11 protein-coding genes are annotated in these 21,506 nt (G+C 53.9%); 7 read left to right on the top strand and 4 right to left on the bottom strand.

Annotated features, from left to right (window positions below; genetic code table 11):
- Positions 1-325: 325 nt before the first annotated feature.
- The 5 genes from RIE53_00280 to RIE53_00260 all read left to right on the top strand — a co-directional run bounded on the left by RIE53_00280 (position 326) and on the right by RIE53_00260 (position 8,390).
- Complete coding sequence (locus RIE53_00280; protein ID MEQ9103109.1) at positions 326-1,537, top strand: DUF3800 domain-containing protein; 1,212 nt, start codon at positions 326-328, stop codon at positions 1,535-1,537.
- A 949-nt stretch (positions 1,538-2,486) separates the two neighbouring features.
- Positions 2,487-3,023, top strand: a complete 537-nt coding sequence (locus RIE53_00275; protein MEQ9103108.1) for a hypothetical protein — start codon at positions 2,487-2,489, stop codon at positions 3,021-3,023.
- A 516-nt stretch (positions 3,024-3,539) separates the two neighbouring features.
- Positions 3,540-4,193 carry an N-6 DNA methylase gene (locus RIE53_00270; GenBank protein ID MEQ9103107.1) on the top strand — a complete coding sequence of 218 codons (654 nt, stop codon included), beginning with the start codon at positions 3,540-3,542 and terminating at the stop codon, positions 4,191-4,193.
- Positions 4,190-5,812 (top strand): Eco57I restriction-modification methylase domain-containing protein, encoded by a 1,623-nt coding sequence (locus RIE53_00265; GenBank protein ID MEQ9103106.1) that lies wholly within the window; start codon positions 4,190-4,192, stop codon positions 5,810-5,812. Before RIE53_00270 ends, RIE53_00265 begins: the two co-directional genes overlap by 4 nt.
- Positions 5,799-8,390, top strand: coding sequence for a hypothetical protein (locus RIE53_00260; protein ID MEQ9103105.1), 2,592 nt, complete (start codon positions 5,799-5,801; stop codon positions 8,388-8,390). Before RIE53_00265 ends, RIE53_00260 begins: the two co-directional genes overlap by 14 nt.
- Positions 8,391-9,533: 1,143 nt before the next feature.
- Here the strand turns inward: RIE53_00260 and dgt are convergent.
- Together dgt and RIE53_00250 are read right to left on the bottom strand one after the other, a co-directional pair.
- Positions 9,534-10,961, bottom strand: a complete 1,428-nt coding sequence (dgt, locus tag RIE53_00255; protein MEQ9103104.1) for a dNTP triphosphohydrolase — start codon at positions 10,959-10,961, stop codon at positions 9,534-9,536.
- A 421-nt stretch (positions 10,962-11,382) separates the two neighbouring features.
- A complete protein-coding gene (locus RIE53_00250) occupies positions 11,383-11,559 on the bottom strand; it encodes a hypothetical protein (GenBank protein MEQ9103103.1) in 177 nt (58 codons plus the stop codon).
- Between the two features lie 466 nt (positions 11,560-12,025).
- On the opposite strand from RIE53_00250, the gene RIE53_00245 reads away from it, so the two are divergent.
- Together RIE53_00245 and RIE53_00240 are read left to right on the top strand one after the other, a co-directional pair.
- The gene (locus RIE53_00245; GenBank protein MEQ9103102.1) at positions 12,026-15,352 is read left to right on the top strand and encodes a TM0106 family RecB-like putative nuclease; all 3,327 of its coding nucleotides are present in this window, start codon (positions 12,026-12,028) and stop codon (positions 15,350-15,352) included.
- Positions 15,353-16,299: 947 nt separating this feature from the next.
- On the top strand, positions 16,300-17,523 hold the full coding sequence (locus tag RIE53_00240) for a hypothetical protein (protein ID MEQ9103101.1): 1,224 nt from the start codon (positions 16,300-16,302) through the stop codon (positions 17,521-17,523).
- A gap of 10 nt (positions 17,524-17,533) precedes the next feature.
- On the opposite strand, the gene RIE53_00235 is transcribed toward RIE53_00240, so the two are convergent.
- On the bottom strand, positions 17,534-20,179 hold the full coding sequence (locus RIE53_00235; GenBank protein ID MEQ9103100.1) for a protein kinase: 2,646 nt from the start codon (positions 20,177-20,179) through the stop codon (positions 17,534-17,536).
- 44 nt (positions 20,180-20,223) lie between these two features.
- A complete protein-coding gene (locus RIE53_00230) occupies positions 20,224-21,396 on the bottom strand; it encodes a carboxypeptidase-like regulatory domain-containing protein (protein ID MEQ9103099.1) in 1,173 nt (390 codons plus the stop codon).
- Between the last annotated feature and the right edge of the window lie 110 nt (positions 21,397-21,506).

The raw sequence follows: 21,506 nt of genomic DNA, 5'->3' as shown, positions 1-21,506 counted from the left end.
ACCGGTCTGTCTCAAGCCCGAAAGAGGGTCCAGGACGGACGCTGACCCGGCTCTGAGCCACCGGAACGTCCGGGGCGTGGTTCATCACAGACAAATCAGCGATATTGGACACGTCACAAATACGAATCGCTCAGCTTAGGTGGATAGCATCTGAGGCGGATAAGAAGAAGCTCCGTCAGCAATTCAGAAAGCACCGCGGTCGGTACTAGATGCTTCACTCTTCCAATGGCATTTACGGCACATAACAAGGCAATGAAGACGGACAGGCGCGCACCGTGTCGCTGTAATGGACGCCTCGCATCTGTAAATTGCCCGAGCGACGTCGTTGCGCCTGCCGCTTATTGCCAGTCGTTATGTTGATTTCTATATGACTGAGACTCCCACAATATTAACATTTCTCGACGAGTACGGGGACAAGAGTCTCAACGTTGATAAGAGCGGAGTAACAAATCACTTCATCGTTGCGGCCATAATCGTCCACCCAGATAATGCAGACAAAGTTCGGGGTGTGATTAAAGGTATCTCAGACAAGTATTTCTCCGGAGCCGAGGTAAAGAGTAGTTCGATTGGGAAGAACGACAAGCGAAGACTTGCCATTCTCAGCGAATTAGAGAACGCGCCCTTTAAAGCGGTGGTATTTGCCGTAGACAAGTCTAAACTCCTGCCGACGAGTGGTTTGATCTATAAACGATCATTCATCAAGTACTTGCACGGTTTGCTATTTCAAAGGCTCTTTTTGGCGATTCCGCGCCTCCACATGACGCTTGACGAGGTCGGGAGGGAACAGTTTATGGATGGTTTTGCCAAGTATGTAAAAGGTGTTCACGTTCCGCAGGACCTGTTCTCGGACCACGAAATTGCTTTTCAGGACTCAGCCAATGAGCCACTCATTCAGCTTGCCGACTTGGTTGCAGGATCAATGGCTCGCGCCTACGACCCCAAAAAAAAGACGGAACAGAGCGAGGCAGTTTTACAAGCTCTCAGCGGGAAGCTGATCGGCAACCATCACTGGCCTGCAAGGATGAGGGGATATATCGAGCAAAACGAAGTTTCTGATGAACAAGATGCCAAAGTTAATCTTTATTCTAGGCGTGCTGCTCATCAATACCTCGAAGACAACTACGACTCTGCTCTTCCTGAAATAGTACTACGATGCAGTGTCCTTAACTTTTTGCTTTTTCGACTCGATGCCCAGTCTGCTGGCACCTTCACCGCGACTCAGGTTATTCTAGAGGCGCTTCAAGAAGCAGCTGGACAGGATATTGGCGCAACGAACTTGAGGACGAATGTTATTGGTCCCCTGAGAGATGCGGGCATTCTCATTGTGAGCGGACCCAGTGGTTACAAGATTGGCGACCGAACTGCCGATTTCAGGGAGTTTGTTGCTGAAGTCGACCGACGTGTGGCTCCACAGCTCAAGCGAATAGGCATAATGCGTGAGGCTGTACGAAGCACAACTCAGGGCGAGGTTGATATTTTTCAAGGTGGGTATGAACACCTCGAAGAAGCTCTGGACGCAATTCAGAAATCAACATAACAAGCGGTTTTTGCGGACTCGCAGTTCTGGTGTGCCGGTCTGAGACTAGCTACTTTCTGGCAGGTGGGCGTCAGCTCGCCGAGAATCCGCCGGCCGTTATTTCGAAAACTTATCCACATGTATGTGTAAATACTGTGACACTGCACGCAAATGCTTAAATTCAGGTCGTTTCACTAGGTGTGCTGAGCTATGTCCAAAACAATCAACGTGACCTCAAAGAATCAATCCGGAGGGATAAACGCTGGTGAGGTTCGATCTGGTGACCCGAACAAGGAGCCTGATTCAGGTTGGCCAAAGTGGGCCCAAGTTGTAGGGGGCATTGTCGCATTTCTTGCTTCTTTGGCCACCATAATCGGTCTATTTCTTCAATACGGTGATTGATATGGGTGATAAGTACAACGTCTCGAGCATCAACCAGATGGGCGGCATCACTGCTGGCCAGGTCAATGTTGGGCATTCTCCGCGGACACTTGACTCAAATAGTAGATCTTCCCTCACGCAGCATCTCGACAAATCAGAACCTGTGGACCTGACAGCAGTAATGGGCGACGCGGAAGCGTTCAGATTTGCAACGGAGATCAAAGCCTACCTCGAAAGTCAGGGGTATGACGTCAACGGAGTAAATCAGGCTGTGTACTCGCAGCCAATTCAAGGACAAATTATCGAACCCAGGAATAAAGTGATTATCGGGTCGCGTTAAAGAACAGTCTCCATCTCCTTTGATTGGTGCCGCTGTGCTGTCGGAAGCAATTAGTTTTCGACATACCAAGCACATTTTGCGCACTCGCAGTTCTGGCGTGCTGATCTGAGGCCAGTTACTTTCTGATAAGTAGGCGTCAGATCGCCGCATATCCGTTATCCAGAATCCGATTTCAGATCTATGTCCAATTCAAGAAAAAGGGACGATGTTCTGTTCGGAGCCTTCCTAGACGTATTCATTGGCAGCCGCATGGAGCTTGATAAAAGCCTCATGACACTTTCGGCTGGTGGTATTGCTATCGTAGTGACATTGCTGTCTACAATTGGCTCTACCTCTCGACTCCAACAATGGCTATATATCAGTATTTTGGGCGCATTTGGATCTGCAATACTTCTGATTCTGACTGTTTACAAGCTGAATGCGTTATTGGCGAAAGGTGCAGCCACCAGGGAGACCAGAGCTGAGGTGGACCCTAGGTACTCAAAAGTCATATCAAGAACAGAGCTTCGACTTACCAAGATTGATAAATGCGTACTTTGGTTTTTCCGGCTTGGCATTACTGCCTCACTAGTCCTCGGATTAACCCTCACGAAACCAAGATCACAGGCGGATTATGGCGAAGGAAGTGAAACGAAAAACATTGAAAGAGAGCGTGGCTGGCATCACAAAGGTGCAGAAGGCTACGGTCACAAAGAGCGAAAAGAAGAGTATCGCAGGGATAACCAAGATCAAGAAGAAGTAATTCCAGTTCCTGACGATTCCTTGAAACCAGCGGATTCTGGATGACAAGCGAATATCATTAGGCGGAAGTCAAGAATCAGGCTTAAAAACCTGGTCCAACTGTCGGAATCGCTCCCAGAATGAGTGTTGGACACGGTCGATCCTGACGTTCGGATTACGTCGTCAAGACAGTTCGTCTGCCATCAGCCGGGCTCGGGACAGACAATTATATCGGGTATGGACTGTCACTCAGTGGGCACAACGGTTCATCTTTCTTCATCGGTCCTGTTCGAGCGTCCCGCCCGCGCCGAAGGGACATGCCGTAGCGGCATATGTTATTGCGAGCCTGCACGAGAACGTGTGGCTGTTGCGCTATTTTCGGTCCTCTTCGGTGTGGTGGCAGCAAACCATGAACGGATAAGCAGATTACTCTGATTGTCCGGAACGGTTGACGTGAATCCCCTCGTGGGCATTTACAGCCTGGCGCAACTACCTTTCAGTGTTCGGAGGACTGGCTGTGCTGGCAGCCAGTTGTCGCCTGTTGTGCAGATATCGTTGACGCAAAACGTAATAGTTGAGTCCTTGAGCCTCGTCAAATCAAAGCAGCGCGTTGCCGACCACGGTGAGGTATTCACGCCAGCGTGGATGGTGGAGGCAATGCTCGATCTGGTACGGTCGGAGACGGAGCGCATTGATTCTCGCTTTCTTGAACCAGCCTGTGGGAGTGGTAACTTCCTCGTGGCCGCCCTGCGTCGGAAACTCGCTGCAGTGGAGCTTAAGTATGGGCGATCGGAGTTCGAACGGCAGCATTTTGCACTACTGGCGATCATGAGCCTGTATGGAATCGAAATTCTGGCCGACAACGTTGCGGAGTGTAAGGAAAACCTCTTGGACACGTTCGCAGAAGCGTTCCTCCTGGAAGCATCGGACGAGCTTTACCGTGCAGCGGCTAATGTTCTCGCGGTGAACCTGATTCACGGCGATGCGCTCGCCATGAAAACGAACACCGGCAAGCCGATCTCTTTTGCCGAATGGGGCTACTTGGGCCGAGGCAAGTTTCAGCGGCGCGACTTCAAATTCGAGGTCTTGGCGCAGTCAGCAGCATTCAGCGCAGAAGATTCGCTCTTCGCCCATGTGGGTAAACATGAATTGTTCACGCCCATTCGCTCGTATGAGCCAATGGCGATTCGTGACCTCGCCACGGTAGGTGCCGCTCTCTCAGAGGATTCCAAATGAGTGAGAAAGCCCCTTTTGAACTCCGAGGACGTAACCCGGATGTGCTTTCGTGCATAGCGAATCTGTCCAACGACGAAGTGTTCACGCCACCTGAGTTCGCCAACCGGATGCTGGACACACTGGCCGATGCGTGGTCGGCGGACCACAACGGGGCAAGCCTTTGGGCGAACCCCGATGTGCGTTTCCTCGATCCCGTAGCGAAATCCGGTGTCTTCCTCCGGGAAATTACCCGCCGGTTGACGGAGGGCTTGGCGGACCAGATGCCGGACTTGGACTCACGCGTGGACCACATTCTGACCAGACAGGTATTCGGGATAGGAATCACCCAGATCACAGCATTGCTCGCCCGCCGAAGTGTCTATTGCTCCAAGCGTGCCAATGGTGAACACTCCATCGCCCGGAGCCTTACCAGTGCAAACGGAAACATCTGGTATGAGCGGACCGAGCACACGTGGACAACGAAGGGACGGTGTCGGTACTGCGGTACGAACCGGGAAACCCTGGATCGTGGCGACGAAATGGAATCCCATGCCTATGCCTTCATCCACACAGACGACATCAACGCTCGCATCGCAGAAATATTTGGAGACGATATGCAATTCGACGTGATCATTGGCAACCCGCCGTATCAATTGGGAGATGGTGGTGGCGGAGGTGGTGCGTCCGCGACCCCAATCTATAATCTCTTTGTGGAGGCAGCCATTTCGCTTGAACCTCAGTATGTGGTAATGATTACTCCATCTCGCTGGTTTTCAGGGGGCAAGGGGCTTGATGATTTTCGAGACCGGATGCTACGTGATCACCGGTTTCTGAAATTGGTGGACTTTCCTCAGCTATACGATGTTTTTCCGGGTGTAAAAATACGAGGCGGGATTTCGTACTGGCTCTGGGGACGCGACCATCACGGCGGATGTGAGATCACGACAATGATTGGAGATGAGATCATCGGCGAGCCAGTGGTACGAAGTCTCGACGCATACGATGTCCTTGTGCGTCGAAATGAGGCCGTGCGCATTCTTGACAAGGTGACCAGCTACAGAGTAAACGGTGAGCCAGAACCGAGCCTCGGCGATCAGGTATCCGCCAGAAAACCCTTTGGACTCACAAATCAGACAGGCAGACAGAGCCCGACTGGACTGAAGGACCCGGTACTCGTATACGGGAATCAGCAATCATCATACCTTGAACGATCGACCATCACGAACAACATCGAATGGATTGATCGATGGAAAGTGCTGCTCGTCAAAGCACATGGCACAAGTGGTCGCGATGATGTGACCATTCTTGGTGAACCAGTGGTAGCGGCTCCAGGGTCAGCATGTACTGAGACGTATCTGGTGATAGGCGTATGTGAATCGGAACAGGAAGCTCATCACTTGGCTGGATACATGCGCACGCGGTTTGTGAGATTTCTCGTGTCATTGCGAAAAATAACGCAGAACATCACACGTGATTCATACCGGTTTGTGCCCAACCTCGCCATGGATACCGGATGGACGGACGAACAATTGTTCGCGCGTTATGGCATCACACCAGATCAAGTCGCATTCATTGAATCCCTTATTGTGGAGCGGCCAGTAGTCGCGTCCGACGATGCCGGCGACGATGATGGAGAATAAGCCCTCCATCGACGACATCCTCGCGGCCAAACCCAAGGCCAAACCGCGCATCTACGCTTATTCCATTGATGACGAGCCACATGCGGGGCTGCTTAAAGTTGGGCAGACCACACGCGACGTCAAGCGACGCGTATCGGAGCAGCTCAAGACGGCAGCAATCAAGAATTATCGGATAGAGCTTGATGAGGCCGCCTCCCGCGACGACGGCTCGACCATCACCGACCACGAGGTGCGGGCTGCCCTTGTCCGCAAGGGCTTCGACAATCCGATGATGGAGTGGATGCGTTGCACGGTCGCCGACGTGCGGACCGTTCTCGTTGAGCTTCGGACGGGCATGCCGCTTTCGGGTACCCACCACGAGACATTTCCGATGCGCCGAGAGCAGGCCGACGCGGTCGAGAAAACACTCTCCTACTTTCGCTCAATCTGGGCTGAGGACCCGGATGCATCCCCTCGCTTCCTGTGGAATGCGAAAATGAGGTTCGGCAAGACCTTCACTTCGTATCAGCTTGCAAAAGCATTGAAGGCCAAGCGCATTCTCGTGGTTACGTTCAAGCCGGCGGTCGCCGACGCGTGGCAGAGCGACCTCGAAAACCACGCTGACTTTGACGGCTGGCAATACCACTCGCGTACGACGGACGGGGACCCCCGCAGCGCCGACCCCGCTCGTCCCCTCGTGTATTTCGGGTCATTTCAGGACTTGCTTGGCACGGATGCGCACGGCAACATTAAACCCCGTAACGAGTGGCTACACACGCTGAACTGGGATCTTGTTGTGTTTGACGAATACCACTTCGGCGCGTGGCGCGACACGGCGAAGGAGCTATTCGAGGGCGAGGAGGATGCCAGTGTCGAGATCCAGGAAGAATTCGGAACGAACCTGTCCGGCCGCAAGAAGAAAACGGCCAGTATTGAGGACTTTGAAAAGGAGTTCAGCGAGTTTGCAGAGCCGGAATCCGACTTCCTGCCCATTACAACACGGGCGTATCTGTATCTGTCCGGGACACCCTTCCGTGCGCTTTCGACGGGGGAGTTCATCGAAGAGCAGATCTTCAATTGGACCTATACCGATGAACAGCGTGCCAAAGAAGCGTTTGCCACCGCGCATCCCAATGACCGAAACCCGTACGGCGCGCTCCCACAGTTGCGGTTGCTGACGTACCAGATGCCGGATGAGTTGCTGGCGATTGCCAGTGCAGGTGAGTTCGACGAGTTCGACCTCAATTCCTTCTTTGAGGCGTCAGGGCGTGGAAAGAGCGCCAAATTCCGACACGCGCGCGACGTGCAGAAGTGGCTTGATGTCATACGCGGTGACTATGCGCCTACCGCCGCAGAACACCTGAAAACGGGCACTCGTCCGCCCTTTCCGTATTCGGACGTACGGCTTTTGCCCTACCTGCAACACGCTTTCTGGTTCATGCCAAACGTTGCGGCATGCCACGCAATGGCGAACCTGCTCCGGGAGGGCCACAACACGTTCTGGCGTGACTACACCGTGGTTGTCGCCGCAGGAGCATCGGCAGGAATTGGACTTGATGCGCTCCCTCCCGTTCGCCAGGCCATCGGAAGTGGGTTCGATACGAAGACCATCACGCTTTCGTGCGGAAAATTGACTACGGGCGTGACCGTACCTCAGTGGTCGTCCATCCTCATGTTGCGCAATCTGAAGTCGCCTGAGACCTATTTCCAGGCGGCCTTCAGGGTGCAGTCACCCTGGTCAATCAAGAATCCGAACGGTGACAATCCGAACGAGGAGGAGGTCCTGAAGCCTGTTTGCTTCGTGTTTGATTTTGCACCGACGCGGGCACTGCTGCAGCTTTCCGAATATGGCATGCGTCTGTCGCCGGGCGAATCGAATCCGGAGCCCGCTGTCCGCGACCTTATCTCATTTTTGCCCGTTCTGGCCTACGATGGCGCGAACATGACGCAGATCGATGCGGGTGGCATCCTAGACATCGCGATGGCGGGCACATCTGCTACGCTCCTGGCTCGCAAGTGGGAGAGCCCGCTGCTCGTGAACGTCGACAACGACACTTTGCGGCGTGTCATGAACGATCCCGAAGCCCTGGCGGCCGTAGAGCGCATTGAGGGTTGGCGTTCCCTTGGAGTCAATGTCCTCGAGACCGTCATCAACAAGAGTGAGAAAATCAAGGAGCTCAAGGGCAAGTCGAAGGAGCGGGACCTTACCCCCAAGGAGAAAAAGGAGCTCACTGATGAGGAGAAGGAGTATAAGAGCAAGCGGAAGCAGATTCAGGAGAAGCTCATCAAATTTGCTACACGCATTCCGGCCTTCATGTACCTGACGGATTTCAGGGAAAACACACTCCAGGATGTCATCACCAAACTGGAGCCGGACCTGTTCCAGACCGTGACCGGGTTGACCGTCCAGGATTTTCACCTGCTGGTTCGGTTACGCGTATTCAACACGGAACAGATGAACGCAGCCGTGTTCGCATTCCGCCGCTACGAGGACGCATCCCTTCGATACACCGGCATAGAAAGTCACAAAGGACTCGCATACTATGGCCTTTACGACACCGTGGTGGCGCGAGAGGAAGAAGGTGAGTACGAGGCATAGGGATATTGGTGCGTCCTGAATACGACCGCCGCGATCAGCAATTGAGTATACCCACAATCATGGACACCCAGGTAATCGAGCTTTTTGGACACAACAGACTGGTTGACGAGCTCCTGACAGCTGGTCCTGAAGTCGCTACCCCGGCTCGTGACCGGGGAATTGATCTGAGAGTGTACGCAGACCTGGTCAAGAATACGGAGCGGTTTACCGCGTGGCATATTCAGACGAAAGTTTCTTCGAACCGTGCATTTGTTACCAACCGGAAGTACGGGAAATTCTCAGGCTTGCTGATAGCGTATGTATGGAACCTCAGGAATCAAGACGACGCGGAAACATACGCCGTTCCCACGTAAACGATGACGAGGGTGGCGATTGACTTTCTCTGATAAGATACCGTGTTTCGAGTCCAGTCGTTGTTAATTGTCAATATTCAATCTTCAAAGTCTCGCGTTCATCTCGAACTACCTCAATGAACATGATCGATCAAAATTTATATTACGCCTTTACAAGTTCCTGGATCTGGTGAGAAGTATTTCGAATATGTGTCACAAACTGAGGCACCGCAAGATAATGTCCTGCCTGGTTAGTCAGTCGAAGTGCTGCGTATCCGCCTATCAACCGATGACCAATCCATCTAGAGTCAATAACATCAGAAACACCTCTGGAATTACACAATAACAAGTAACCCATAAATTGAACGAACTTATCCGGAGACAACAATCCAGTACCATATGCATGAAATGACCTTCCAGAAGCATACACATGCATTCCCGGGTAATTCAAGTCATTACACAAATGTTGTATGGTTCTTTCGACAATACGAAGTGAGATAGCTGAAAAGTCTATCATAGGTATATGGTAGGCCTTGCCATCAACTTGGACTTTGGAGTGAACGGCAATATTCTGATTCGGACGCAGATCAGACAACGCACCTTGGATGCACGCCTTAAACTCGCACAGGCTTGTTAGATAAGTGTTTCGCGATTCAGCAAATGTAAGAGGCTCATATTCATACACTGAAAACTCAACGGATGTCACGCCTGTGGACGAACATATATCGCGAAAGTTCTGTATTAAAAGAAGCGTTAGATCGCAATCCGTCGGAATATCCGAAAAAAGGGAAAATCGCTGAGTATTCATGGTTTAAACCAGTCCAACGTTTGTTCCTTTTAGCATTCTGTAGACCTTGTAGGCATGACTATCGGTCATGCCCGATATATAATCAATCAGTAGAGCAAGTCTCCAATATTGTTCCATATCGGGCTCCTCGGAAACAAAATGCCTATAGGCAAGACAGTGTCGTCTCGGCAATAAAGTAGCAAGCCTTCGTTCTTTTTGCAGTTCATTTCTAGCAGGAGTGCCATCACAATCAGGCATAATCTTGCAAAAATCTTCCTTTCCCAATCTCCATAGACTTAACATCTCATCCATGATCTCGTGAATCATGTGGAAACCTGATAGTTCTATATGAATCGCTTCTCGTGATGTAAACACATGCTTGCGTGTGATATCTTTTAGATACTCAACCACTTCTTTAGTGTCTGAATGGTAGTCCAACAAAGATTGTCTAAATTGACCACTGCAGATTGAATCGACGTTTTCGGCAAAGACTTCTGATGCTCTCTCTGCCAGGACGCGCGCTATGCGGGTTTTAAATACAATGTATTTAGAGTGTCGTGCGGCAGACGATTCATTTAAATCGTTACATTTACTAAACGCCTCAACTGCGATAGAGGGCATGCTATCACAATTAGAAAAAATATGATTCTCGGTCAGTACTCCTTTTTCCAGCGCATCCTCAATATCTGAAACGCAATACGAAATATCATCCGCAGCTTCCATTATGAAGGTCAATGGATACCTCATATTGGGCTCGCCATTGTTGTCGATGTGCATTTCGAAAAATCTCCATACGTCCTCTACAATATCCTTCTCTGAAGAGAAAAAACCGATTTTGCTTGTGAATGCGCTAGATTGTTTGGAAGGTGATGACTTGAGGTATTTGAGCATAGACGCAAGCAAAGGATACGAAAGGTTCAGCCCGTTTTCGTCATTAAGCCACTGAAGTTTGGTTACAAAACGAAATCCTTGAGGATTGCCGTCGTACTGGCAAAGAGAGTCTAGATATCCTACACCTTTCGTACCACAAAACTTTTTAATTTCATTTTCTAATGTAGAATAATTATTTTTTATCCAACTCTGAATTGCATATTCTCCGAGATGACCAAACGGAGGATTGCCAATATCGTGAAGCAGACATGAGTTCTCAACGGTCAATACAAACGGCAGATACAAATCAGGATTACTAAGATGTTTACCACTATTCAGTTTATGATAAATGTCATGTGCAATCCACCTCCCATAGCACGCAACCTCAAGAGAGTGAGTTAATCGTGAACGAACAGCAGCATTCTGCTCTAGGGAAAAAACCTGCGCCTTCGTTTGGAGACGACGGAATAAACTTGACGTAATGATGCGAGAAGAATCACTTAGCGCCTCCTCCGACGGTGATCTCCCCGGGACTGTGGAGTCTCTACGCCTCGCATATCTTAGAAAGTCATCTAAAACCATATCATTGCAGTGTTTAGATATCGTATGTACACAACTTGGGCGGCATGGTCAAGATGTGTGGAAAACTTAACTTCTTGGAATCTCAGCATGATGTACTCGGATTGAGATCAAAAGGGGAGTGTGCGAAATCCCAGATCGGACGGTCACCACTCGTGGCTTCGACTTCAAGACTTCGTCAGCCATTAGACACAAAGCTGTCCGATTGTGGACAACGCTCGCAACTCCAAGGAGATGCTTGCCTCGAAACACTCGTTGTCATAGCCTTGATGGGAGTTGGTCGAGCGGATTCGATCATCACTGTCAGCAACAGAAAACATCCTAAACGCCCAGCGTGCACCGCTCACACATCCCATACATATTCCTCCGCTCGCGTCGGGAGGAGGGTCGTGCTGTCATCTGATTGGGATGGTATCGGTGGCGTCTATCGAGCTGTGTTAGGTCGCCCGACGCCCGGGCCCGCCTGGCGCCCCACCAACTTCTCTTCCATCCGCCCGATCACGTCCTGGATGTAGCGGACGGTGCGGCGCGATGTGGTGGCGCGGATGAGGACGCAGGAGCCGTCCGGTAGGAGTTCGAAGCTTTCGTATATGCCTTCCATGACGCGTTCGGCGGCGACGGTATATTCTGGGAACGGGCCGGAGAGCCGCCCCGCATTGTCTGGGGATGACCAGACGGACGGAAATGGGCAAGGCGAACGGAATTCAATGGAAGAGATGTGCGCGATCGTCAGAAAATGACCCGAAAACCGCCCACTTTCGAGCCCAAAGCAGTGTGCGGTAGGGAGGTTGACCGGCCCCGGCGTCGCCGGGACGTCCGAGCCATGGTTCATCACAGTCAAATCAGCGATATTGGATACGTAACGAATCCGAATTGCTCAGCTTAGGTGGTAATGTTCCAGAGGGCTACGTCAACTATCTGGTCCGAGGAGCCGTAGGCGAGATCCCCAAAATATTACGTTCCAACTGATTCGGCAGTTCGTCCGCCTTCACATCGATCAATATCGCGCAGTCATGCAGTATTCAGGCACAAATCTCCTCTACTCGCCTTCGGACCTGGCCGTTTTCATGAAGTCGGAGTTTGCGACCATCATGGATCGTCATCGTCTTGACGACAGGGATGCATTCATTCCAGATGAGAAGTCACCGTCAGAGCGAATGCTCGCTGACCGTGGGGTTGAGCACGAAACCCGCATTCTGACAGAAATGGAGTCGCGCGGCCAAAAAGTTGTTCGGATTCAGGCTGACTCGGACGTGGAACAAGACCTCTTGACCAGAGAAGCACTTGAAAGTGACGCCGACGTGATATTCCAAGCGAGATTGTCTCATGGTCAGTTCGCCGGGTTTGCCGACTTCCTGCGCCGAGGAGCGGATAACAGGTGGGAGGTCTGGGATTCAAAGCTGGCTAGAAGTGCCAAATCGGAGCACCTGATTCAGTTGTGTTGCTACGCTGAAATGTTGGAGGGAATGACGGGATCTCTGCCAGAACGCATCGGCATCATCTTAGGCAATTCGATCCACCAAGAATTCTCGACGCATGATTTCCTGTACTACTACCGTGAAATCAAGGCTTCTTTCCTTGATTGCATGGCGTCTTTTGATCCTGGCAAACTCCCGGAGCCTACTGGATTCGGATCGAATGGCCGGTGGCAAGCGCGTGCTGAAAAATGGCTGACTGAGAATGACCACCTGTCATTGGTAGCGAATATTCGCAGCACGCAGGTCAAACGCCTTTACAATGCCGGTATTTCAACTGTCACAAACCTGGCGCACACAGAACTACTACGGGTCGACGGTATCGGAGATGAGGTTTTTCAGAGACTTCGCAAGCAGGCCCGCCTACAAATAGAGACCGGGGCAAGCCACGAACCCCGGTTCGAGTTGAACGACCTGGCCCACACTACGGGCAGGCAAGGCCTGCAACTCCTTCCACCACCCTCCGACTTGGACGTCTATTTCGATATGGAGGGTTATCCGTTGATGGAGGGAGGACTCGAATACCTGTTTGGGGCAACTTTCGTGGAGGAGGGCACCTTAGAGTTCAGGGACTGGTGGGCGTGTGACAAATCGGAAGAGGTGAATGCGTTTGAGAACTTTATTGACTGGGTCTACGAACGCTGGAATCGGGATCCATCCATGCACATCTACCACTATGGTCATTATGAGCAATCTGCGCTGAAGCGATTGATGGGGGCCTATGCTTCACGTGAAAACCAGATCGACAATCTTCTAAGGGGCAATGTATTCGTCGACCTCTACCAGGTTATCAGCCAAGGTCTGTGCATCGGAACGCCATCCTATTCGATCAAATATGTTGAGCGACTGTATCGACCATTGCGCGAGGGCGACGTGGATACAGCAGTGGATTCCATTGTCGCATTCGATGCATGGCTACAATCGGGCGAGTCATCCGACTGGCAAGAGTCGACGCTTCTCCGAGGAATCCGGGAGTATAACAAGGATGATTGTGACTCCACGCTCGAGCTGGCGCACTGGCTGCGTGATCGCCAATCAGAGTTCGATATTGAGTGGGTCTCACCGGATTCGGATCCCGAACTCACTGCAGATACCGGTCCCCGATCCGACGCAGAGAGACTCTCGATCGAAATGCTCGAGAGTATGTCGGACAAAGGGGAGGAACCGTCACCGGAAGATTCAATCACTCGGATGCTGGCTTGGCTATTGGAATATCATCGACGAGAAGACAAACCCTCATGGTGGAAATATTTCAACCGAGAGGGCCAGACCACAGAGGAGTTATTTGAGGACATTGAATGCTTGGCCGGGCTTCAGCGAACGGAAAGGCCACCAGAAGTGATCAAAAGATCGCTATCCTATGAGTACCATTTCGATCCGAATCAAGAATCGAAGGTCAGTGCTGAAGGACGATATTACTTGGCGCAAGATCTCAAAACCGGTGTTATCGTTGAATCGATGAATCACGATGAAGGATTGATCTCGTTGAAAATCGGCGCGAGTCGTGGCCCTCTTCCGGACACGTTGGATCTCGTGCCAGGCGGTCCGATCGCCAATGCTGTGAAGCGAGATTCCCTGCTCAGGACAGCACTTCAATGGAAGAGTGAGGGACAACTCCAATCCTGTGTCCGACACTTTCTCGAACGTCGCGAGCCAACTATTCGCGACCGGCTGTTCGGGACGCCTGTTTTGACAGAAGGGGAATCACTTGAGCAAGGAACAGTGCGTGCCGTACTGAATCTCGACGACAGTATTCTATGTATTCAAGGCCCACCGGGGACCGGGAAAACACATGTCGCTGCGAGAAGCATCTTGGCCTTACTGGCACAAGGAAAGCGCGTTGGGGTCACCGGAAACAGCCACAAGGTCATCGTCAATCTGCTGAGCAAAGTATCCGAGCTCGCCGCGGAGACAGCCCAAAATTTCCACGGGATCAAAATCGGTGACAACAACGAATTTGAAAAGGACACAAGAATTGACTGGGTCAAGGATTCAAATAGCTGGACACCTGGCGCAACGGGAGGTCAGCGATTGGCAGGAGCCACCTCGTGGGCCTTTTCTCGTAGCGATTGGGCGGGCTGTTTTGACTATCTGTTCGTAGACGAGGCTGGTCAGGTTTCCATGGCGGATCTCGTAGCGATGGCACCGTCAACCAGGAATCTCGTCATCATTGGCGATCAGATGCAGCTGGAGCAACCTGTCCAAGGCGCCCATCCCGGCAACAGCGCACAGTCGGTCATGGCATACTTCATGGCTGAGCATGCGACCATTCCGCCAGAAAAAGGAATTCTGCTCAACGAATCGTGGCGGCTGCACCCCGGCATTTGCACCTTCATTTCGGATGCCGTGTACGACAGTCGACTGACGAGCAAACCACATTGCATAAACTGCGTCGTAAAAAACAATGGCCTGAACTCAGAAGTATTGACCGTGGAGAGCGGCACGGTCTATATACCGTCCGTACATACTGGCAATTCTCAGTCCAGTGAAGAGGAGGCTGATGTTATTCAAATACTGGTCCAGGAATTGGTTGGAAGGTCGATAACGGGAGTGGACGGTGCCGAGCAGAGAAAGCTTGAATTGAATGATATCCTCTTCGTTGCCCCATATAATATGCAGGTCAACTTGCTTAAGTCCCGTTTGGGTACGACGGCGCGTGTAGCCTCAGTTGATAAATTCCAGGGTCAAGAGGCACCTGTCGTCATACTGTCCATGTGCGCAAGCTCTGCAGACGACGTGCCCCGAGGAATGGATTTCCTTCTAAGCATCAACAGGCTCAACGTGGCCATATCACGTGCTCAATCACTAGCGATTGTTGTCGGATCTCCTTTGCTCAGACGTCCTACATGTACCACGATTGATCAGATGAAGCTGGCGAACTTCTTTGGCAGATTTATTGCCTATGCAGAAGCAGAATAAAACACGGCAATCAGAATGCTTAACTCTAACGAACACACGGTAAAATAAAATGGAATATTATGCCAACAACGGTGGGAATTCAGGAGTGTCCGGCTACTCCATTGCCTCTGACTCGATTACGGTCTACTTCAACGATGGGGCGGCCTATCTCTATACGAATGCGAGCGCAGGTGCCGCAAACATTCAGCAAATGATCCAACTGGCCCGAGCCGGAAGTGGACTGAATAGTTTCATCAGTACTCGTGTAAAAAAAGGATACAGCAGAAGGATTCGTTAACACTTGATCAACATGGAGTATTGCGTAAAGCCCGGGATGCTGGGGCGACGGTCTCCCGCGTGCCGTCCCACCGCCGGATTTCGCGCGGGATGTTCCAGCTGGAACTGCCGTCAATGAACACGACATCGCCGCGCTGGGACACGGCTATGTTGGAGGAGAAGGACGCGATGTTGTGATAGATGCTCTCGCTGATGACGACCGTCGGCCCTGCGCGAACACCACGATGTACGTAACGTCGCTGGCCAGGCGCTCCGGCGCATCGCCCGCGAGGCCGGCCCGTAACCGAGGCCAGGGTCCTCAGAGAACGCTGGCGTACCGAGTACAACTCCGAACACCCTCATTTCAGTCTCGGCTACTCGGTACTTGACTCCTGTTGAGTATGCCGCGACATTCATGCTAAAAGAGCCTGCCAGACCAACATAGAAGTTGGTACAGGAAAGTGGGTCAGGCCAATGGAACTTGAACGGGAGAACCCTCTGTATTTCTCACAAAACGCTTCGAGAAAATGGGAGACATGAATATCTGGCTCATCAATCGCGCCGAATCTCTGGTAGATGGTCACCGTGATGATGTATGTGCCGTTTTTGGCCGCCGCAACCGAAACGGCAACCGATGGAACTCGAATGTCAGACAGAGACCGGTGCCCACCGGCGAGAGCCCGTATCAGCTCATGCCTGCTGTCGAATATTTCGTTCCAATACCACTGAAATGCATCGGCAGGCATTACAAAAATGATGATGGGCCCGACGAGGGTGCCAACGAACTTCTTCGTGGCATCACTAGCTCCTATCCTGAGTGCTTTGGGAGTGAGGATACGTTCAGCTCATGGTGGAGGCAGGATAACGGAAAAGAGTCCGTCGCGGTCGAGACGAACCGGTACATGACCACGCCTGAGGGTGTCGGGTATTATGAACTCATATCCCAATACGACAACAATATCCTCATTGGCTATTCGCAAGGAGGTCTGGTTGCCAGATACCTTGCTTTCCTCGACCGGTACGTCTTCAAACTGAACAAGATCAGAGGCGTCGTCACGATTGGATGCCCCAACTATGGTTCGCCCTTTGCCAACCCAAGAAATCGGGACAGGATTACGGACGCACTCATAGAATTTGTCCTCTCGATGATTTCCGTTTACGGGAAGAATTTTGAGTCCACCTATTCCGACTTTTTCAGCAAGCTCTCGTTCGAAGACTTGAACAGGGTTCTCGAGAGCATGTACATGGATGCCAAGGCCACTCATCATGGTATGGAGGAGCTTCTGGCGACTGCACTCAAGTGGCTCTCAGGACTGAACGAGGACCCGTCGAGCGCTTTCCATGATTTAAGCACTGAGAATTTGATGCCGCATCGGGAGTACTCGACGCTTGCTCTCGTAAATAATCCAGCGTATTCGATGAGTGCTCATGGCGTCAAGCTTGCCTCCATAATCGGAGCCAACAACAGTTTTCAGGAGATACTCGGGTCGCTGATGTCTGCCCTGGCGAGGGGGATAATTTTGCCCAAGGTAGCCGGTGTAGACTTGTTTGGCAGCTCCCTCAAGAACAACATGAAAAAGGCGTCCGAGGTGTATTCTGAACGAGCTCTGGCGGACGACGAATTCGATGACGCACCCGAAGGATGCATCGCCAAAGAGTTACACCGCTGGATTCGGGAAGGGAGGACTATCACCAACCCGCATGACTCGACGGACAGCATGGAGCCTTACCTGCACGACTTTATCATTCCTGCTGCCTATCAGTGTCTACCGGAGCACGAGGTTGACGTGATTGTCGGGCAGTACCTGAATGAGGAGGCTTCCCACAACAGCGGTAAGGACCCACGTCAACCGGCCGGTCAGGCCAACTACACTGAGTTGATCGACCTGCTGGAGAAGCTGAGAGACGACTGGTAGTGAGTCAACTCTACCGCCCGGTAAGGCGGGCGTCCATCCTCCCCACCACGTCCTGGATGTAACGGACGGTGCGGCGGGGTGGGGTGGCGCGGACCAGGATGCCGGAGCCGTCCGGGAGGAGTTCGAAGCGTTCGTATATGCCTTCCATGACGCGTTCGGCGGGGCCGGCGCTGTTGCCGGACGGGCTCATGGGGACGCGGTACAGTTCGGTTCCGCGCTTGTAGTACACGAAGCGGCCGTCGGCGGACCATTTGGGGGCGCGGCCGCCTCCCACGGTAATGCGTTGGCGCGGACGGGTTTCGGGGTAATCGACCACGAAGATGTCGGCCTGTCCGTTGGTCTCGGACGAGAAGGCAATCCACCGTGAATCGGGTGAAATGTCGCTTTCCCGTTCATCGGCCACGTTGCTCTGGATGGGCCGGGCCCCGGCATCGCCCACCAGATCCAGCGCCCACAGTTCGGTGCCGTTCAGGTACAGCAGGAACGTGTTGTCGGCCGACACGGACGATACATACTTGGGCGAGTCGTCCGCGTAAACCAGCTTCACCTCGCCTGTGCGCACGTCCACGGTGTAGATGTCGGACGCACCGTTCCGCTCGGAGGCGAACCAGATAAGCCGTCCGTCGCTCGAAAACAGCGGCTGCGCATCGTAGAGCGGATGGTCGGTAATCTGGCGCGTATCCTTGGTCTGCAGGTCGTACACCCAGATGTCGGGGTCCCGCACCGCATCCTGCCCCGTCATGGCGATGTATCGTCCATCGCGTGACATGGAGTATTGCGTAAAGTCCGGGATGCTGGGCGCGACGGTTTCCCGCGTGCCGTCCCACCGCCGGATTTCGAGCGGGACGTTCCAGCTGGAACTGCCGTCAATGAACACGACGTCGCCGCGCTGGGACACGCCGATATTGGTGGAGAAGGACGCGATGTTGTGGTAGATGCTTTCGCTGATGACGACCGGCGGCCCCATCCGGCGCCCGTCCACGTCCAGGCGGGCGGCCAACAGCCGGGGGCCCTGCGCGAACACCACGATGTCGGGGGCAATGAAGTGCGGGGTGACGCCCGGGCCGAGCTTGTCTATGCGTCCCGATGCGAGGTCCATCATGCGCAGCTCATAACCGTCCAATCCGTAGGCGGTGAACAGCATGGTTTTGCCGCCGGGCAGCACGTCCGGGTAGACGTGCCCGAGGTCACCGCTGTCCCGGTCCGGTTGGGTCACGGTTTCGACGGGTCCCCCGAGCTCGCTTACCCGCGAAATCCCCGTAGCGTAGTCCGCGGCGTAGTACAAATGCCCATCGTCGGCCCAGGAGAGGCCCACGATGTCGGTGACGTTGCTGGCCAGGCGCTCCGGCGCATCGCCCGCGAGACCGGCCCGGTACACCGCTCCGTCTGCAGAGAAGGCAATGAACCGGGAATCGGGTGAAAAGGCGGGCGTCTCTCCCCGCGTGGCAATCCGCCGGGCGGGTTTGCCGGTCGTGAGGTCTTGCACGAAGAGCCCGTCTTCGGACCCCGAACCGACGTAGGCGACCTTGTTGCCGTCCGGCGAGATGGTGAGCAGGTCGGCGGCGTTGGCCGGCTCGCTGTTGATTTTCGCATCGAGGCCCGGAATGCCGAGGGCAATGTCGACAGTATCGCGCGGAACGCTGCGGCCCCAGAGCATCCACGACACGAGCATGCCGGCGACCAGCGCGAGCACCGTAGCGACGGGCCACAGTGTGCTGTGTGGGGCGCGGCGGGCGGGCGGGGTCGGGGCGGAGGTGGCTACGGTCGTTCGTGCGCTCGCGGCGAAGGACGTGCCCGACCCCGCGGCGAGGTCCAGGGCCTTCAAGTCGGCCGCGAAGTCGGCCGCGGTCTGGTACCGCAGGCCGGCATCCTTGCGGAGCGCCTTGTTCACCACCTGCTCCAGTTCCATGGGTACGCCCGTGCGGAGCGCGGTGAGCGGTTCGGGATCGGCGTTCAGGATGGAGTAGACGACGGCCTGCTCGTACGCCCCGCCGAAGGGCAGCCGCCCGGCAATCATTTCGTAGAGGACCGTGCCGAGCGAGTAGAGGTCGCTGCGTCCGTCCACTTCCTCGCCGCGCGCCTGTTCGGGGCTCATGTAGGCGATGGTGCCGAGCGTCGAACCCATGCGGGTCAGCTTGGTGGACTGCGCAGTCTGCGCCAGCCCGAAATCCAGCACCTTGGCCTGCCCGTCCGGCGTCAGCATGATGTTGGCGCTCTTGATGTCACGATGCACAATGTGCTTGGCGTGGGCCGCTTGCAGCGCATTGGCAATCTGGATGGCCAGGCGCACCGCATCGGCAATCTTCAGCGGGCCTTCCTTGATGCGCGCTTCCAGCGTATCGCCCTCAATGAACTCCATCGCGATGAACGGCCGGGGCCCGTCGGATGCCGCCGTCGGCCGACCCTGCGCATCTTCCGGAACGGCCTCGTCGATCTGGTGGATGGCCGCAATGTTCGGATGATTCAGCGCAGCCGCCGCCTTGGCCTCGCGGTAGAACCGGGCGCGGTCGTCCTCGCTCGTCAGGGCCGATGCCGGCAGGACCTTGAGGGCCACGGCCCGGTCCAGTTTCGTGTCGCGGGCGCGATAGACAATGCCCATGCCGCCGCGGCCGAGCTCCGCTTCAATGCGGTAGTGGGAGAGGGTGGTGCCGGTCATGCGGCAAGTTACTGCAGGGGCGCCTGCGTGTCATGTCGATATAATCACGGTTTTCGGGTCGGGACGTAATCGTTTGGCACCACCTCGCCGAGCCGCTCCCAGGCCCAGTACCCGAATCGTTCCATGGAAAGCGGACCGTACACCATGCCCCGTCTGTCGACGACAATACTGCCGCCTGAAAGCGTCAGCCAGGAAGCCTGATAGGGGCGGTTGGCAGCATTCGGATCGCCCGTGGTGGAACGCCAGCGTGACCCGCGCACGTTTATCCTCTCCTGATACTGCACGTATTCTGAAGGCTCCGACTCGCCATGGTACATCACCAGAAGCACCTTCTTGAAGGACAGATTGAAGAGGGGAACGGTCGTATCGGCCCCGACACCCGTCATTTCCGTGATTTCAATCGAGGGTTGGTATTGGGATCCGTGAAGCACGACACCAGGCCGTGGTACCTCCCGGACTTCATACTCAGCGTCGGTCACGGTGCCGGAAACCAATGCGCCAATGAAATGCCGGGTCGATCCCCTGTACGCCTTCAACCGGCGATCATTCCATCTTCTGCGTTGCCGGTTGGACGTGGCCTCGAGCTCTCTGAATTGCATTTCGCCGCCCTGACGCAGTGCCAGGTCCGATCCCGTGAACGAAAAGTCATGGATGGTGAGGGCGTAGCCCAGCGCATTGTTGTGAATGACCAGCGGAGCATCGGCCGTGGCAGATACGACGCCCGTATCCTCATGGAATGAAATGACCAGGTACTCCGGATTCTGGAAGGTGCAATCCTCGCCGTTCCGGGTCGTACTGAACAGCAGCTTCTCCAACCGCGACAGGTTGCGTTTCCATTCCTCGGTGGATGCGGTGACCGAGACTTCGCCGAGCGGGTACACGGTCGCCGCAAGTCGAAAGGGCACGTGCACTTCGTTGCTGGAGTCCAACATGGCTTCTGCGGTTTGCATGTCGAACCCGATCATGGATGCGGCAACGACAATTCCGGGCGAAAACGTCCGGTACCTGAATTGGTACGTGCCATCTGCGTCGGTCATCGTTCCTGCCATGGTGTTCGGTACGAACACATTCACGCCTGCCAGTGGCCGGTTCGTGCCCTCCTCCAGGACACTTCCCCAGATCAAGACGCCTTCGGACTGGCGGGCCTCCGCACTCAATGTCAGGCTGGCTGCCAGGAGCAGGAAGACGGAGACGTTGATGGATCGGGTAGACGGCATGCAGCATAGTATGCAAAACACGGAAGTCATGCGTGCGCCGTGGGACGTGCGGAGATTACGGGGGGTATTCTCCGCAGTATTTGCGGAGAAAGGGTTGCGAGGGCGCCGGA

It is taken from the genome of Rhodothermales bacterium, from assembly GCA_040221055.1.
Classification (GTDB): Bacteria; Bacteroidota; Rhodothermia; order Rhodothermales; family UBA10348; genus 1-14-0-65-60-17.
The sequence above is the reverse complement of the archived record's forward strand: the minus strand, read 5'-3'. Positions and strand labels throughout refer to the sequence as shown.